Origin of the sequence: Chryseobacterium sp. BIGb0232 (assembly GCF_024810195.1) — a bacterium.
Taxonomy (GTDB): Bacteria; Bacteroidota; Bacteroidia; order Flavobacteriales; family Weeksellaceae; genus Chryseobacterium; species Chryseobacterium pennae.
On the sequence record NZ_JANUEH010000003.1, the window covers coordinates 286,392 to 303,633 of the forward strand.

The window sequence follows — 17,242 nt, forward strand, 5'->3', positions numbered from 1 at the left end:
CAATTTAATCTCATACCATGATAACCGATTGGTTGAAAATGATAACAACCTTCATTTTTTTTTGTAATAATTTCGTAAATAATTTAGAATAAATAAAAATAACATTTTATGCACACGATTGCACATTCAATTTTACAAAAAGTAGGATTAGGGATAGGGCTCATCATCCTTGGAAATTTAAATGCTCAACAATGGGAAAATGTGGGTACTTCAGCGGATATTTCAGCGGGAGGAAGCAGTTTTAATAATTTGGTTATTGATCAGGCTGGAAATTATTATTTGTCGTATTATGATCTTTCAGTTTCAAAAGGTTCAGTTCAGAAATTTGATGGAAATACATGGTCTTACGTTGGTGGAAGTCCTGGGATTACAACAAGTTATGCAACTTATAATTCTTTATCTTTAGATCCAGCTGGTAATAATCTGTATTACACCAATCAAGGAAGCGGACTTGAAGTAAGACGTTTTAACGGAACATCATGGGTCCAGCTTCCTAGTGCGACCAGCAGCACAACAAATTATCAGGCTTCGGCAGTCTCACCATCAAATATTCTTTTCACTTATGGATCCTATGGCATGGGTACGGTAAAACGTTTTGTAAATGGAGCTTGGGAACAGGTTGGAAACTCAGGATTTTCCAATGGAGCTGAATTTGCTGAAATGGTAATTGGTAATAATAAAATATATACTTCAAATGTTTCCGGAGGATTAAAAGTGTATCAGAATGATTTGACTGCTTCTTCTTCTGACCCCTGGTCTCTTGTAGGCGGAAGTATTGTAGATGCCGCTTCATCCGGAGAACAATATTCTGCCGATCTAGCTATTGATGGTAATAATAACCTATATGTCGCATATGTTTCATCTACGTCAGCAGGCAAAAAAATAAATGTAAAAAAGTTTAACGGAACATCATGGATATCAATAGGAAATGCTAATTTTTCTGATGGGAAAGTACAACACGTATCATTGGCAGTAACAGCTTCAGGCAATCCTTATGTAGTGGCCAGTAGATGGGAAAACGACGATTTTTTAAGAAACACCGTATATAAGTTAGATGACTCCGGCCAAAATTGGGTGACCTTCGGAGGAAATTTTGTTTCAGAGGAGCAAGCAACTTACAATGATCTTGCGATAGATCCGGTTCATAATTATCTGGTGCTTGCTTATAGCGAGGGGTCAACAAAAGTAAAAAGGATCTCCTTGGCGGCAAGTTCATCTCAAACATGCAATAATACAGATCCGGGAAATAATCCTGGCGATACAGGATGTGTCACTTTCCAGTATAGAAATCAAACCGTAATATATACTACTGTAAGGGGAGCTGACGGGAAAATATGGCTGCAACAAAATTTGGGAAGCAGCAAAACAGCAGATTCATTTACGGATATGGATTCTTACGGAGATCTTTTCCAATGGGGAAGATGGGATGACGGGCATCAATTGAGAAGCTCTACACTGAGTGCCGCTTCCCCATCACCCAATAATCCTGCTGGTATTAGTGGAGGAAGTAGTTTATTCTACTCTGCAGGATATAATTCAAATTCAAACTGGTGGTCCGAAGGTATTCCTACAGATCAGTGGGATATACCTGCCGGAGCTAATCAAAGCGAAATTAATGGAATAGATCCCTGTAAAGCCATCGGTCCGGATTGGAAAGTTCCTTCTCAATCAGAAGTTGAGTATATGGTAGGGGCCGAAAACATTTCGGATATCACTACAGCACTGGCAAGCCATTTAAAATTAGTACCTGCCGGAATAAAAGATTACAACGGAATCTTCTCCCCGGAAACAAGACTTTATTTATGGACCTCTACTCCATCTCCTTATAACGGATCAGCAGAACATTTATACATCAGTCAGTTTTCTACGCTTACAAATAGTGGCAGCCGTGACACCGGACAGTCTGTAAGATGTATAAAAGCAAATTCTTCATTGGGGACTGCTGACCTCAAAGCTGTTGTTACCATCGGAGTCTATCCAAATCCTACAAAGGGAATTGTCAATATAAAATCAGACAGTTTAATAGAAGAAGTAAGCCTTTTTAATAGTACCGGTCAGAAACTTTCTGTAAGATTCAGTGATAATCAGATTAATATGGAAACTCTTCCCAATGGGGTCTATTTTCTGAATGTAAAAGTGAAAAATGGTAAAACAATAATTAAAAAGCTTATTAAAAATTAATATTTTCTCTAGAACACATTGTCAAACAAAAGGCTTTTCCAAGGCCTTTTGTTTTTTCCTGGTAAGAAATTAAGTTATGAAGAATAGTATAAAAACAGCTACTGCAACCCTCTTGTTCTTGTGTAATATCATATATGCACAAACCTATCAACTTTCAGGCAATCCAGTAAATACTAATGGCTGGAGCCTGGTTCCTTCTGCTGTCGTAAACACAGATTTTATTCAGCTTACAGCCGATCAAATTAGTCAGGTGGGCGGAATTAAGCTCAATGATCCTATTAATCTGAAGTATTGTGACAAATGGAAAGTGGAATTTGATTTCAGAATAGACGGAAACGGCACCAGCAGTTATGGAAAGGGAGATGGATTTGCATTTTGGTATCTTGCCAATCCACCTGCTTCTTATGTACAGGGAGGAGGGCTTGGAATTCCCGGAAATGCCAGTGGCCTTATGGTAGCCTTTGATATTTTCAATAACAGTACAGAAGGACAAATGAGTAAAGTGCATGTTCTGTATGGTACAAATCCTAACGGATCCAATATAGAATTTAATAATACCTTAGGAAGTACTTATCATACTCCTGATCTTATCTCCACAATTCCCTTTACAGGTAGTAATTACAGACATGTAGAAGTGAACGGGCAAATTGATCCCACTAATCCTGTTAATTGGATTATTACTATCAAAATTGATAATACAATGGTAGTCAATCAGTCTTTATCTCCTTCAGGAGGGGCTGCAGGTATGACACAAGGATATTTCGGATTTTCAGCTTCTACCGGTGCTGCCAGCGCAAGGCATTCAATAAAAAATGTTAAAGTATATGTAGATAAAGTTCCTCTTCTTCAAAACACAATAACGCCATCTGAAACCTGTGTGAATGCTGTTTCAGGAATAGCAACAGTTGATCTTACAACATATAATTCTCAGTTTGTAAGCAATGTCAGCAATTATACATTTTCCTACAGTGTGAATGGTACACCAGTGAGTAATCCCACCGCTTTTTCTTTTACCTCTGATACTACTATAAATCTTATAGTGAAAGACAATAGCGGAACCTTCTGTGACAATCCTGATGCAAAAATCATATTGACTCCAAAAGATGTGGAGGCAACAGATACGGTTCTTTATGGATGTCCTGTCAACGGAAGAGCAGTTTTTAATCTTTCTCTGGCTAACGTAACATCGCTCAATAATGTTCAGTACCAGTACTATTCTTCCCTGGCTGATCTGAATACCGGTACAAATGAAATTACAAACCCCGGGGCATATTCATCAGAACAGAAAGATCTATTTGTAAAAATCAGTACCCCATCGGGCTGCGTGGGGATTGCTAAAATTACATTAAATTTTTATCCTGTTCCCCTTGTGAATGATACTTCCATCAAAGCATGTTCTATCCAGAATACGACAACAGGAAGCTTTAACCTGACAAATGCTGTAGTTACCACTGAAGCAGGAATCAGTAAAAAATATTTTGCCAATTATAATGATGCTCTTTTAGAAACTAATGAAATTACCAATCCCTCAGATTATGTTTCACCAAATGGATTGGCTTATATCAAAGTAATCAATAACAACGGGTGTGGCAGTATTGCAAAGATAACGCTTACAGTTATTCCGCCGGTATTTTCCACTATTTTAAAAGATAAAATCATCTGTATGGAAGATCAGACTACATTAGATTCCGGTTTTGGTTTTACTTCTTACTTATGGAGCACAGGAGCCACTACCCAAAGTATTTCCAACGTTGGTGTTGGTGTATATTGGGTTGACTTGAAAACCGGTGACTGCACCATAAGACAGGAAGTAAAAATAATAGCAGCAGAAACACCGGTAATCAAACAAATTCAGATTACAGGCAACAGTGCAGTAATAGAAGTAAAAGGTGGGCATCCTCCCTATCGTTATTCTTTGGATAGCATCCAATGGCAGGATTCTGACACATTCTTTAATCTTATCAGAGGAGAAAATGATTTTTATGTGAAAGATGCATATAATTGCCAACCTATACACATCAATGTTACAATTCCTAATCTTATCAATGTTATCACTCCTAATGGAGATGGGTATAACGACACCATCAACTATTCTGCATTAGCATATAAAACGAACCTGAAATTTGATATTCATGACCGATATGGCAATAGAATTTTTGAAGGAAAACGCTTTAATAATTTCACTTGGGACGGGACCATTCAGGGAAGAAAAGTTCCCACGCATTCCTACTGGTACTATGTTTCCTGGGAAGAACCTTTGAAGAAAAATACAGAAATCAAATTTTCCGGATGGATTCTTGTTAAAAACAGAGATTAAACTGGTTTTAACTCATTATTATTAATCAGTATAGAACAAGTCTCCTATTACGATTATAAAATTATTTCTTGATAGGCTCAAATCTATCAAGTCATCAATAAACGTGTTTGAAGATACGTTCGTCTTGGTCACAAACAGCCAAATAGCGCCACTTCTTTTAAAGTGGCGCTATTTTTTGTAAGTCCGAATAAGTCTAAAAATAAGTATGGCTTTATACAGGCAATATACGTTACTTTTTAGAAAAACTAAATTATCTCACACCACCACCTAATGAACGATAAAGTTTAATAACTGAACGCCATTTTAATAACTGATCATTAGTCAGTTGTATTTGAGAACTCAGGTAAGCCTGTTCGGAGGTCAATACATCAGTATAATTCGTTGACGAATGATAGACCAACAACTTTTTGGTATAATCAACGGCTAAACTAAGTTTATCTATTTGCACCATACGTTTCTGTTCCTGCTCTGTTGCAGATTCATAACTATACAAAGCATCCGACACCTCCTGTCCTGCAGTAATGAGAGCTTTTTGAAAATCATATACTTTTTCCCGATAATTAGCCTGGGCAATTTCTAAACGAGTTTTGTTGAGCCGCTTGTTAAAAATAGGCTGAATCAGACCTCCCGCAATATTGGCAAAAAAACCTGTAGAGGAAAACCAATCTTTCAACTCAAAACTGGAGAAACCACCTGATGCAGTGATTGTCAACGAGGGATAAAAAGCTCGCTGAGCAATGTTGATCTCTTCAAAATAAGAAGCCACTTCAAGCTCCATAGCATGTACATCAGGCCTATTCGCTAATAACTGTGAGGGCACTCCTACATTCAAATTGTAGTGGGCTTTTTGATGATCTAAACTTCCCCGGATTATAGGCTGGGCTGCTTGCCCCAGCAATACATTTATGGCATTTTCTACTTCTCTTATCTGTCTTTTAATACGGGGTAAATCAGCTTGGGCATCATAGTAGTTGGCCTCACTCTGTACCACAGCAGCTCCAGTAACTATATTGGACTCTTTTAGTCTATTCATTGTTTTTACATCCAGTTCCCTATTTTCAATAGTTTTTTCTAAGATAACCTGCTGTTTATCCAAGGTTAAAAGTTGATAATAATAGTCTGCTATTTGTGCCACTATTTGTGTTTGTACAGCTCGCTGCATAGACTCAGACTGCATAAGCCTGTAGAGGAAAGCCCGTTTGTTACTTGCCAATTTGCCCCATATATCTATTTCCCAGGAAGCATTAGCATATACATCATATAAAGCAGTATTCTTACTATTTCCAAGACCCTGCGGATATGACATTTTCGATTGTTTAATTCCTCCGCCTCCACTTACTTCAGGTAAAAATGCAGCTCTAGACTGTTTTAACATCGAATGAGCGATCTCAATACGCTGTATACCCATTTTCAAATCTAGATTGTTTTGTAAACCAGATTGGATTAAGTTTTTTAAATCAGCATCTGAGAAGAACTCCTGCCAGCCCATTTGTGCAATACTAACGGTATCTGTCTGGTTCATTTCTCTATATAAAGGTTCATTGACCTCTTTCTTAAATTGATAAACTTTACCCGGGCTGCATGAAACCAGTACCCCTGTAATACATAGAGTCATTAATAGTTTAAGATATATTTTCATTCTTTCGTAATACTATATTCCAAAGAAATGGCCATCCCATCTCTTTGGAATGTTTAATTAATTTATTGGATTGAGAACTTCATCTGAAACCAATGCAGGTTTTCCGATTATTCTTTCATGAATAGATTGAAACACAACAAATAAAGCTGGAATAGCCAATACTCCTATGATGGTACCTATCAGCATACCACCTACTGCGGCTGTTCCGATTGATTTATTACTCAATGCACCTGCACCAGAAGCCAGCATCAAAGGCAATAATCCAAAGATAAAAGCCAGCGATGTCATCAGGATTGGTCTTAGCCGGGCACGAGCTCCTTCTATAGCTGCTTCTATTATAGATTGTCCCTGTAGTCTTCGCTGAAGTGCAAATTCAATAATCAGAATAGCATTTTTTGCCAAAAGACCAATAAGCATAATCAAACTGATCTGTAAAAAAATATTATTATCTATCCCGAATAACTGAGCAAAGATAAATGCACCTGCTAAACCAATAGGTAATGAAAACAATACTGCCAGCGGAAGGATAAAACTCTTGAACTGGGCACTTAATAAGAAATACACAAACACTATAGATAGAATAAAAATAATGACTGTCTGATTACCACTTGTCCTTTCTTCTCTTGAAAGTCCTGAGTATTCAAATCCATATCCTTTTGGAAGGGTTGTTGCTACTTCTTCAATCGCTTTAATTGCATCTCCCGAGCTATATCCTTCATTAGGAGCTCCATTAACCATCGCAGAATTAAACAAATTAAATCGGGTCAAAAATTCAGGACTATAAACTTTCTTTAGATTAATAAAAGCAGTAATAGGCGTCATAGTACCTTCGCTGTTTTTTACATACAGCCCATCAATTGCTTCTTTATTTTCTCTAAAATTTGGCGCCGCCTGAATAACTACTTTATACTGCTTTCCGAACCGGTTAAAATTAGTAGCATACACACCACCTAAGTATCCTTGTAAAGTGGTCAGAATCTCTGTAACACTTACCCCGGATTCTTTTGCTTTAACCACATTCACAGAAACTTCATATTGTGGGAAATTTGTATTAAATGATGTTGTTGCAAACATAATTTCGGGACGTTGGCTTAATTCTTTTATGAATTTTCCCATTACTTCTTCGAATTTCTTGTAATCTCCCCCTGTTTTATCCTGCATTTGCAATTCAAACCCTGAATTATTACCAAATCCCTGCAAAGTGGGAGCTGCAAAAAATACAATATTGGCTCCTTTAATATGCGCTGTTTTTTTAAAAAGTTCCTGAACAATAGTCTGTGAGTCATCTCGTTTGTCTTTACGCTCATTCCAATGTTTTAACTTGACATACTGAGCGGCATAGGAACTTCCTTTCCCACTGAAGAAATCCCCTCCCACCCAGCGAGCTCTCATTCCTAACTGTGGGATTGTTGCTGTTATACTATCAATTTGATCTGCTATACGAACGGTTTCCTGTAAAGAGGTAGAAGGCGGCATAATTACGTTTCCATAAATGAATCCACTATCTTCATTGGGAACAAATCCTGTTGGGGTTGTCTTGCTTAAGTAAATAAATATTCCTGCAAAGACCACTACCGCTCCCAGTGCTAGCCACAACCGTTTATTCAGAAATTTTAAAACATCCACATAGCGATCAGTCATACGGTCAAAACTGCTGTTAAAGGCTACTTTCATTCGTTCAGAAAAACCTCTCTTCTCGGGATGACTATCTGATTCCGGTTTTAACAGAAGAGCACAAAGAGCCGGGCTTAGTGTGAGGGCATTAACTGCTGAAATTAATATAGCTACTGCGAGTGTGATACCAAATTCTTTGTAAAATACTCCTACAGAACCTTTAATAAATGTAACGGGGACGAATACTGCAGCCATCACCAAAGTAATAGAGATAATTGCGGTAGATAGTTCATTCATTGCATTGATCGTAGCTTTCTTTACTGTTGTGGATCCTCCATGTAATTTAGCGTGTACAGCTTCCACCACAATGATGGCATCATCTACAACAATCCCAATGGATAATACTAAAGCAAATAGAGTTAATAAGTTGATCGTAAAGCCAAACAGGTTTAAGAAAAAGAATGTTCCGATAATGGCCACAGGTACAGTAATGGCTGATATTAAGGTAGAACGCCAGTCCTGTAAAAATATTAATACGACTATAAATACTAAAACAAAAGCTTCAATAAGTGTATAAATAAGTTTACTGATGGAAGCTAACAGAAAATCATTTGAATTGGTATAAATTACCAATTTAACTCCTGTTGGAAAATTTTTCTCGGCTTCTTTCAGTTTTTCTTCACAGGCTTTAATGATATCATAAGCGTTAGATCCTGCTGTCTGGTTCACTGCGATATAGGTTCCCAGATGACCAAATGCAGTCTGTGTTGTTTCGTAAGAAAAGGCTCCCAGATCTATTTCGGCTATATCTTTTAGGTAGAGTGTTTTTCCATTGCCCAACGCACGGATAACAATATTTCCAAATTCTTTTGGGGTTTCCAGACGTCCGGTATATTTCAATGTGAATTGAAAGCTTTGCTTGCTGTTCTCACCTATTTTTCCCGGTGCAGCTTCTACATTCTGCTCTTTTAAAGCGGTAATAATATCTGTAGGAGTTAGACTATAGGCCGCCATCACATTGGGTTTTAACCAAATACGCATACTGTATTCACTATTTCCCACCACAGCTACATCGCCTACACCACTTATCCGTTTTAATTGGGGAGTAAGGTTAATACGGGTATAGTTTTCTAAAAACATCTCGTCATACTCCGGAACTTCACTATAAAGCATAAAACTAAATACTTCAGTGGCCAGCTTTTTTGTGGTAGAAACCCCTTGTTTTACTACTTCTTCCGGAAGTTGGCTCATCGCCTGATTAACACGGTTTTGTACGTTCACAGCAGCCATTGAAGGATCGGCACCCTGATTAAAGGTAATTGTAATTTCAGCAGAACCATCATTACTCGCCTTTGAAGTCATAAATGCCATTTGTTCTACTCCATTAATCTGTTCTTCTAATGGGGTAATCACACTTTTCATTACTGCCGCCGCATTGGCTCCCTGATAATTAGCCGTTACTTTCACTGTTGGGGGGGCTATATCAGGATATTGTGTCATAGGCAGTGTAGACAATCCTAAGATCCCCAGGATCACTATAATAATGGATATTACAGCTGATAATATGGGGTTTTCAATAAATTTCTTCAACATAATCTACTCTCGCCTTATTTTAATTTAATTTTTACTCCATCTTTCAAGCCTCCAATATCTGCACTCACTATTCTATCGCCAGTATTTAATCCTGATGTAACAATATATTGCTGACCGGAGGGCTCTTTTTCCATAATCCGGACTTCCCTGCTTTTCACAACAGCATTACTTCCAACAACATACACAAATCTCTTTCCCTGCAAATCAAACGTTGCTTTTTGTGGAACCAAAACCGCATTATTAATTTTCTCAAATACCCGCACCCTGGCACTGTTACCACTTCGCAATACCCCTTCTTTATTGTTGAAAACTGCTCTAAAATTGATACTCCCGGTTAAAGGATCAAACTGTCCGCTAACGCTTGTAATTTTTCCTTTCTGAGAATATTCAGTTTCGTTTGCTAAAATCAAACTCACCTGAGGCAATTGATCTATCCGTTCCTGTAAACTTCCATGGAATGTTTGTTGAGTAAAATCAAAAAATTGCTTCTCGTTCATCGACAGATAAGTATGAATAGATGAAATATCAGATATGACAGTGAGTGGTTTTATGGAACTGCTGCTTACAAGAGCACCTTCTTTAAAAGGAATTAGCCCTATCACTCCGTCAAATGGGGCTACAATTTGGGTGTATCTCACATTTGCTTCTGTATTGCTCAGGTTTGATTTGGCCACTTTGAAAAGAGCTTCTTTACTTTTTAAATTATATTGAGCTGATTCTAATTCATAATTGCTAATGATACTTTCTTCTACCAGAGGCTTCACTTTTTTCACTTTCATTCCAGCATCTTTTAATTCTGCTTCGGCACGGCTTAAACCTGCGATGGCTGCTACATTCTCTTCTTTAAACTGAGGTGCATAAATACGAAACAATACCTGCCCTTTTTTCACTTTCTGTCCTTCATCCACCAATATTGCTTCTATAAAACCATCAATCTTAGGTCTTAATTCAACATCTTTTTTCCCCTGAAGCACTACCGGATAATCATTATATACTACAGCCTCCTCCCCTGCAATAGAAAGAGTTGGATAGAAGGCAACAGCTTCTTTTACGGCCTCCGGTTCTTTTTTTTGACACGCAGCCAGAAAAATTAATGAGGACAGCGCTAACCACTTTTTTACTATATTCATTTTTACCATTATAAATTGACATATAAAACCGATTAAAGAATGTTTATTCTTTAATTTAATAGACTCTAATTTTGAACGATTAGGAGAGTTTTGTTTCTATGAGGTCAATAATTCTTTGATGTGCCGAATTGATTGCTAAGTTGTACTCTTCTTTATCATTTGCTTCACCATCAAGATGTACCACATGAATATCAGAGATTCCCATCACATTGAAAACTCTTTTCAGATAATTGGTTTGAAAATCAATATGTTCATTATAACTCCCTTTTTCATAACCCTGAGATCCTCTTGTAAGTAATAAAATGACCTTTTTATTTTCTAAAAGACCTATATATGGATTTTGAATATTATCAGGATTGTATTTCCAGGTTTCGTTAACCCGTACAATCTGATCGATATAAGCTTTCAGGCTGCTTGGTATTGACCAGTTGTACATGGGTGAAGCAATAGCAATGATATCTGCATCCTTTAACTCTGTAATATATTCATCACTTCTCTTTAATGCATTAACTTCCTCTTGGTTTCTATTTGCTAAAGGTTTAAATGCAGCACTTATCCATTCCTCCGTTATATGAGGAATGTTTTGGTTTCCCAGTTCCCGAATATGAATTTTATAATTTATTTGTTTGTTTTTCCAATAATTGATAAGGGTTTCTGCCAACTTTCTACTTTGAGATCCCGCAGTTCTTGCACTCGAATTGATAACTAACAAGTTTTTCAGTTCCTTGTTTTGTGAATCCATTATGTAATTTTTTTACAAAAATAGCGGGATATTGGCTTACATTTGTATGCCAATTAATATAAAACATACAGCCCAGATGTTACCCTACAAATCCTTAATTCAAATTGACAGAGCCTCCTCTATACCTCTATACATTCAAATATGTAATTACTTTATATCATTAATTACTGATGGTACTTTGCAGCCCTCTGAAATGTTACCCAGCACCCGTAATCTTGCTCTTTTGATTGGTGTGGACCGTAATACCATCAAATTAGCATATGAGGAATTAATCAGTCAGGGCTGGACAGAATCTGTAGAGCGGAAAGGAGTATACGTCTTATCCAGTCTTCCTGTTCTTACCCAAAAGAAAACTCATAATGTAAAAAATAAAGAAATAAAGCATGATGCATTTATATGGACCAATAAGTTCAGTCATTCAATTCTTAGCAAGAATTTTCAAAAACCCCAATTAGCGATAGATGACGGATTTCCGGATGTCCGGCTTGCTCCTATAGATGAATTAATGCGTGAGTACAGAAGTATTTCCAGAAAATTCTATGGCCGTAATTTCTTAAAATACGGGAATGCAAAAGGCTCAGAACATTTAAGAGAATCATTGTGTAAATATCTTTCTACTACCAGAGGATTAAATGTGGAAGTTGATGATATGTTGATTACTAAAGGCAGTCAGATGGGGATTTATTTGTCAGCCCAGTTACTTCTTGAACAAGGGGATCTAATAGCAGTAGGTATATCAAACTACTCTACTGCGGATGAAATTTTTAAACAAACCGGAGCTAAGCTTCTCAGAATTCCAGTCGATGAATATGGTATGGATCCAGATTATCTGGAGCAAGTACTTAAGAAAAAAAAGATAAAAGCAGTCTATTTAGTTCCCCATCATCACAGCCCAACTACAGTTACACTAAGTATGGAGCGCAGATTAAAATTTCTGAAGCTTGCTAAGGAAAATAAATTTGCAATTATTGAAGATGATTATGACTTTGATTTTCATTATACCAATAAACCATTTTTACCACTGGCCAGTATAGACCACAATGAAAATGTAATTTACTTAGGATCTATTACTAAAACCTTTGCCCCAGCTCTAAGAATAGGTTTTATGACAGGACCTTCCGATTTTATTCACTCAGCCACTGCTCTAAGGGAACTTATAGACAGACAGGGAGATACCATCTTAGAAGAAGCTTTTGCCTTGTTATTTAATCAGGGAGAGATGAACCGGTATTATAGAAAAGCGCTAAAGATTTACAAACAGCGCAGAGATATGTTTTGCGAATTGTTAAAGATCCATTTTTCAAATGAAATAGAATTTAAAGTTCCTGAGGGAGGGCTCGCAGTATGGTCTGTTTTTGATCATAATATCGATCTCATAAAACTGGCAGAAAATACCTTAAAAAAAGGACTTTATATTGACAACGGTTTGTTTTATAAGAATGAATTATTTTCTACCAATGGACTTAGACTGGGGTTTGCATCACTAGATGAAAAAGAGATGTCTGAAGCAGTTTCTATCTTAAAAAAAACGATCCGGTAATTGAATCTGGGCTATATAGTATTATGAATCTGGTATGCTTAGTTGTTTCCGATGTGTTTTAATTTTACCAAAAAATAAGACATGCAAAATACTTATGAAATTAAGCCTATTGAGTCAAATTCAGAAATTCAGCAGTGTTTAGAAGTTGCTCTGGTCCTCAGACCTCATTTAAATAAAGACAGATGGTCTGATATTATAGCTGAAATGGTTTCGAATGAAAAATATACTTTAATGGGCATTTTTGATCATGAGAAAGTGATTGCTTTTATTGGATATCGTATCATGACTACGCTGCACAGTGGAAACATGATTTACATTGATGATTTATGTACCTTGGAAAGTTATAGAGGCAGAGGGCTTGCCAGCCAGTTATTATCACACGTCAGAACAGTAGCAGAGTACAAAAACATGGATTCCATCACTTTAGACACGGGTTTTGATAATCATACCGCCCAAAAATTATACTTTAAAAATGGTTTTAAACTTTCAGCGGTGCATTTACATTCCTATTTAAAATAATTTCTGCCCGCCTTGCATTGTGGCTGTTATTAAGACAGTAATACATTATACGAACTAAAAATTTGAAATATGAAAAAAAGAATTGATTTATCCAGTGTATCTTCTGCTGTTTATAAAAGAATTATGGCATTAGATAATTCCATCCAAAATTCGGAATTAGACAAAACTCATCTTGAGCTTATAAAGATCAGAGCTTCCCAAATAAATGGATGTGCTTACTGCCTCAATTTACATACTCATGATGCCATTAATCAGGGAGAAACTGCCCAACGTATTTTCCTGTTAAACGCATGGAGAGAAACAGATTTATTCTCAGAAGAAGAACGTACTATTTTAGCAATGACGGAAGAAATAACACTGATCAGTAAAAATGGATTATCTCAGGATACTTATGAAAAGGCAGCCCAGTTGTTTCGAGAAGAATATATTGGCCTGATTATGATGGCTATTATTACCATTAATGCATGGAACAGAGTCGCAATCAGTACTCATAAACCTTTAGATTAATTCAGGCAGTAAATTAAATATCCAAAAAATGATAATACACATGTGCTAATTTTCAAAAAACAAAAGTAAACGGAATAATTGGAGGGTATCTTTTGGGAGAAATTCGTTTATATCATACTCCTTTTCTTTTGGGCTTGTTTATAGGCGTAACTGCCATTTTCCACCTGAGAAACTGCCCTTAATATAAAGCCAATACTGTAGTCTCTTTGTCTTTATTTTTCACTTTTTAATTCTTGATCTTTCATAATAAGTTGATTAACTTTCAACTTATTTCAGGACGGGACATTTATATAAATTTTGAAATCAAAACGCCTTATCTCTAGAATCAAAATATTCATATATACTTTCTATTCGCAATAAATATTCTTTTAAAAAAATTCGAAAAATCAACTGTTGGGGCTACCAAACAGGAATAAGCTATCTTCTTATCATTTTCCTTATTATTCACATAACTTAACTTATTGGTTACAAGAAGCATACTACTTAATACAGAATTTACTCTGGTAGTTCGATATTCAATTCCTGTAAATTCAAGATTTTCTGGATTTTTTTGTTTTAGTTTCCCAATTGGCGGAGAGAAAAATACTTTTTTATTAAATAATCTGTATTTTTCGATTTATATCGATTAAAAATACCATCCCTGCAAAGAATCTTTGCAGGGATGGTATTTACTCACCCCAACGATTAAATCCGGGGTTTCCGGAATCTTCCCGGGGACAGGTATCGTTTGTTAACCTTGCTTTCCTGGCCACAACACAGCCACAGGTTTTGCAGGTGCGTTTATCTTCATTTTTCTTTAAGCTGATTTTATACACCAATTGATCTGGGGCTTCTTCTAATTGATCACACGAAGCACAGGCCGCCAGTCGTTTGTTATAAACCTCTTCCGTCACGGTAGAAAAACCAACCAAACCCCATTTCCACATCGATTTCCCTAACTTTTCAAGCAATTGCAGGTTGGTATAGCCGCTTTGCTTTTCTTCTTGTGGAACAACTGTTTTCGGACTGTATTGGGTCCGTTGGGCGAATAGCATATCCATCAATTCAGGACTTCTACGAGCTAGTAATAAATTCCGTGCATAATCCTCATCCTCAAGTGCAGCATACAACACACCGTCCGGAACAGGTTTCGACGATCCCAAAATTTCGCTAAACCGCACACAAGCCTCGCTAATGTCGGTCATTTCTTTTAGTTCATTCAATTCCATAGATTCAGGTTTTTAGTTAAAATCGCTGCCGGCAAGATTACCGGCAGCGATAGTAATCCTCTCTTTTAGATTTCAAAAGAAATAGATCGTTGTTGTAAATCAATTGTTGATCCGTTAAACGAACGAACATTCGTAGATGCAGTCAACGTATATTTAACACCACGTTTAATTTCGGCAGCAATTTCCACCACAGGAATATTGGTTTTTGCCACAACACTACCGATACGGGCATCCGGATCGAGTGTAAAATCGTGGTAGCTGGAAGCCGAAGCCGGATTGACAAGATCGTTAAATTCCAATTGAATAAGTCCCATCGCGTGAATCAGACTACTGCGAACCTGTTCGATCATCATGCTGCGTTGATTTTCATCCGAAACATGAGGGAATAAAAAGTTTAGGTCGGTATTCACTGTAAAGTCCGGAGAAACCTCACCATCAGCAGTCACCACTTTGTTTTGTACCAACAAATGGAATGCGTCTTCCGATGCCGCTTCGTCAATATCCTGATTCACAAAACTAAACGCCCCTACCATTGGCGGAAATGCTTTAACATTTACAACTTTCAATCCACCGGCTGTTGGGCCACCAATTCCATCAGGTGGGAAATCCATTGCTTTACCTGCATCCAGTGCGTCGAAACGCGTATCTACTGTAGGCTGATACGGATCGTTTATATACGCCTGATTTTCGGGCGAAATATATTTAAACAACGAAGTATCCAATTGTTTAATTCCAGGATTGTACATGGTTCCGAAATTGTTCCCGAAATAAACATCCATTAGGAAACCTATACTGTAATAATCGGCCATAGCCACAGAAGTCCAGCCATTAGCCCCAGTCGGATTCGATTTTTGAAGCGTCGAAATCATATGCGCCAATATAAACGATAATCCTTCCTGTTCCATTCCTTTTAAACGCGTTAAACCACCCGTTAACACAATGTATTGCATATCCATCAGCACAAAAGCATATGCATTAGGCGTTACGTTTGACTGATCATAATAGAAATTGATTTCCGGGAAAAACCCTTTAAACAGACGCAGTACATATTTTATTAGCGAGCTGTTCATTCCAATATCTTCAAAACTCCAACGCGGTGCATTGTTGTACACGTCTGCTGCCTGAGCATCGTCCAGATACGCTGCTGCTGTATTCGGAACATTGATCGAACGTTCGCCATGCAGATAGAATTTTTGTGGACGTTGTACTTTTTCTCTTTTTCCGTCGCTTAATGCCGTAATATGCATTACACCATAGTATTCTTTCGATAATTGCGAATACTTTTTCTCGTATTCTTCCGAACCGATTTTAGGCAATTCTTTATGATCTTCCATTGCACCCATATCGATAAGTTGACCCGAATTGGCCTGTAAGGTAAAATCGCCCGAAACAACACCTTCCGACAATAACAAGTGTCCGTCTATAACCCCATCGAAGGCAGCAGCAGTAGAAATATGGTGTACCCCACCTATATATTCTCCGATACTGATTTCGTGAATCGGCACTGCCTCGCCCCACTCATTTACCAATTCGTCCACACCCGGAACCAAACGATCACTACGTTTTAATTTTCCGGTACTCATTAAAAACAACTGATCCGGAGTTACAATAATCTGACGATCGTCGTCACCATAGTGCATATATACCATGGCCGACTGATGTCCGTCTGGCCCGGTACCCATACTATACGCCACTTTTCCGGTATTCCATTTCAATGATCCTGTTGCCAGTGATGCCGTTAATACCTCATCTCCCGTTTGAAAGTACTCAATCGTTTTGAATCCCGTCGGAACAGCAATTTTGGTACCGTTCGCATAACACGAACAACAACAGAAACACGTTAATGGATAATAATTACTACCTTGATTGGTACAAGCTCGCCCGCGTTTGGTACTATAATCGGATGTATTGTTGATGTTCAAGCAAACACCACTCGGATAAGGATATAGTACATTTTTAGGAACACAATCCGGAATTGGATTTCCATTCACGTCTTTACAGTTACATAAAGCGTGTGCCTGAGGCGAAAAATCGCCGTAATCCTGACAGTGACGGTCCGGACAAATCAAGGCAAACGGTTTACTAGCCGAAAAACTATCGGATTCCAGATTGTCTTCTGTAACCTGTGCCTTTGGCCCTGTCCAGGTTACCTGATTTACTTCTTTTGCGTTAGGGTCAAGGTTCGCCCTAATTGATGTTACGCATTCTTCCCATGCCATAATTTTTAAGTTTAAAGGTTAATATTTAGTTGA

At 37.4% G+C, this 17,242-nt stretch carries 11 protein-coding genes; 5 read left to right on the forward strand and 6 right to left on the reverse strand.

Annotation, left to right across the window (positions count from 1 at the left end):
- Nucleotides 1-108 precede the first annotated feature (108 nt).
- On the forward strand, nucleotides 109-2,181 hold the full coding sequence (locus M2372_RS10885; RefSeq protein ID WP_123319309.1) for a T9SS type A sorting domain-containing protein: 2,073 nt from the start codon (nucleotides 109-111) through the stop codon (nucleotides 2,179-2,181).
- Nucleotides 2,182-2,257: 76 nt separating this feature from the next.
- Nucleotides 2,258-4,498, forward strand: a complete 2,241-nt coding sequence (locus tag M2372_RS10890) for a T9SS type B sorting domain-containing protein (protein ID WP_123319310.1) — start codon at nucleotides 2,258-2,260, stop codon at nucleotides 4,496-4,498.
- Between the two features lie 250 nt (nucleotides 4,499-4,748).
- Here M2372_RS10890 and M2372_RS10895 read toward each other — a convergent pair whose 3' ends face one another.
- From M2372_RS10895 to M2372_RS10910, 4 genes are all read right to left on the reverse strand, one after another.
- Nucleotides 4,749-6,113, reverse strand: coding sequence for a TolC family protein (locus tag M2372_RS10895; protein ID WP_228455696.1), 1,365 nt, complete (start codon nucleotides 6,111-6,113; stop codon nucleotides 4,749-4,751).
- Between the two features lie 81 nt (nucleotides 6,114-6,194).
- Nucleotides 6,195-9,344 (reverse strand): efflux RND transporter permease subunit, encoded by a 3,150-nt coding sequence (locus M2372_RS10900; RefSeq protein ID WP_123319312.1) that lies wholly within the window; start codon nucleotides 9,342-9,344, stop codon nucleotides 6,195-6,197.
- A 14-nt stretch (nucleotides 9,345-9,358) separates the two neighbouring features.
- A complete protein-coding gene (locus M2372_RS10905; RefSeq protein ID WP_228455697.1) occupies nucleotides 9,359-10,474 on the reverse strand; it encodes an efflux RND transporter periplasmic adaptor subunit in 1,116 nt (371 codons plus the stop codon).
- Between the two features lie 79 nt (nucleotides 10,475-10,553).
- Nucleotides 10,554-11,216 (reverse strand): FMN-dependent NADH-azoreductase, encoded by a 663-nt coding sequence (locus M2372_RS10910; protein ID WP_123319314.1) that lies wholly within the window; start codon nucleotides 11,214-11,216, stop codon nucleotides 10,554-10,556.
- A 76-nt stretch (nucleotides 11,217-11,292) separates the two neighbouring features.
- Here M2372_RS10910 and M2372_RS10915 point away from each other — a divergent pair, with 76 nt between their 5' ends.
- From M2372_RS10915 to M2372_RS10925, 3 genes are all read left to right on the forward strand, one after another.
- Nucleotides 11,293-12,756 carry a PLP-dependent aminotransferase family protein gene (locus tag M2372_RS10915; RefSeq protein WP_185018792.1) on the forward strand — a complete coding sequence of 488 codons (1,464 nt, stop codon included), beginning with the start codon at nucleotides 11,293-11,295 and terminating at the stop codon, nucleotides 12,754-12,756.
- 81 nt (nucleotides 12,757-12,837) lie between these two features.
- Nucleotides 12,838-13,275: a GNAT family N-acetyltransferase gene (locus tag M2372_RS10920; RefSeq protein ID WP_115973692.1), complete on the forward strand. Its 438-nt coding sequence runs from the start codon at nucleotides 12,838-12,840 to the stop codon at nucleotides 13,273-13,275.
- A gap of 69 nt (nucleotides 13,276-13,344) precedes the next feature.
- Complete coding sequence (locus M2372_RS10925) at nucleotides 13,345-13,782, forward strand: carboxymuconolactone decarboxylase family protein (protein ID WP_123319316.1); 438 nt, start codon at nucleotides 13,345-13,347, stop codon at nucleotides 13,780-13,782.
- Nucleotides 13,783-14,450: 668 nt separating this feature from the next.
- Here the strand turns inward: M2372_RS10925 and M2372_RS10930 are convergent.
- Nucleotides 14,451-14,990, reverse strand: coding sequence for a hypothetical protein (locus M2372_RS10930; RefSeq protein ID WP_123319317.1), 540 nt, complete (start codon nucleotides 14,988-14,990; stop codon nucleotides 14,451-14,453).
- A gap of 65 nt (nucleotides 14,991-15,055) precedes the next feature.
- On the reverse strand, nucleotides 15,056-17,209 hold the full coding sequence (locus tag M2372_RS10935) for a Hint domain-containing protein (protein ID WP_123319318.1): 2,154 nt from the start codon (nucleotides 17,207-17,209) through the stop codon (nucleotides 15,056-15,058).
- Nucleotides 17,210-17,242 lie beyond the last annotated feature (33 nt).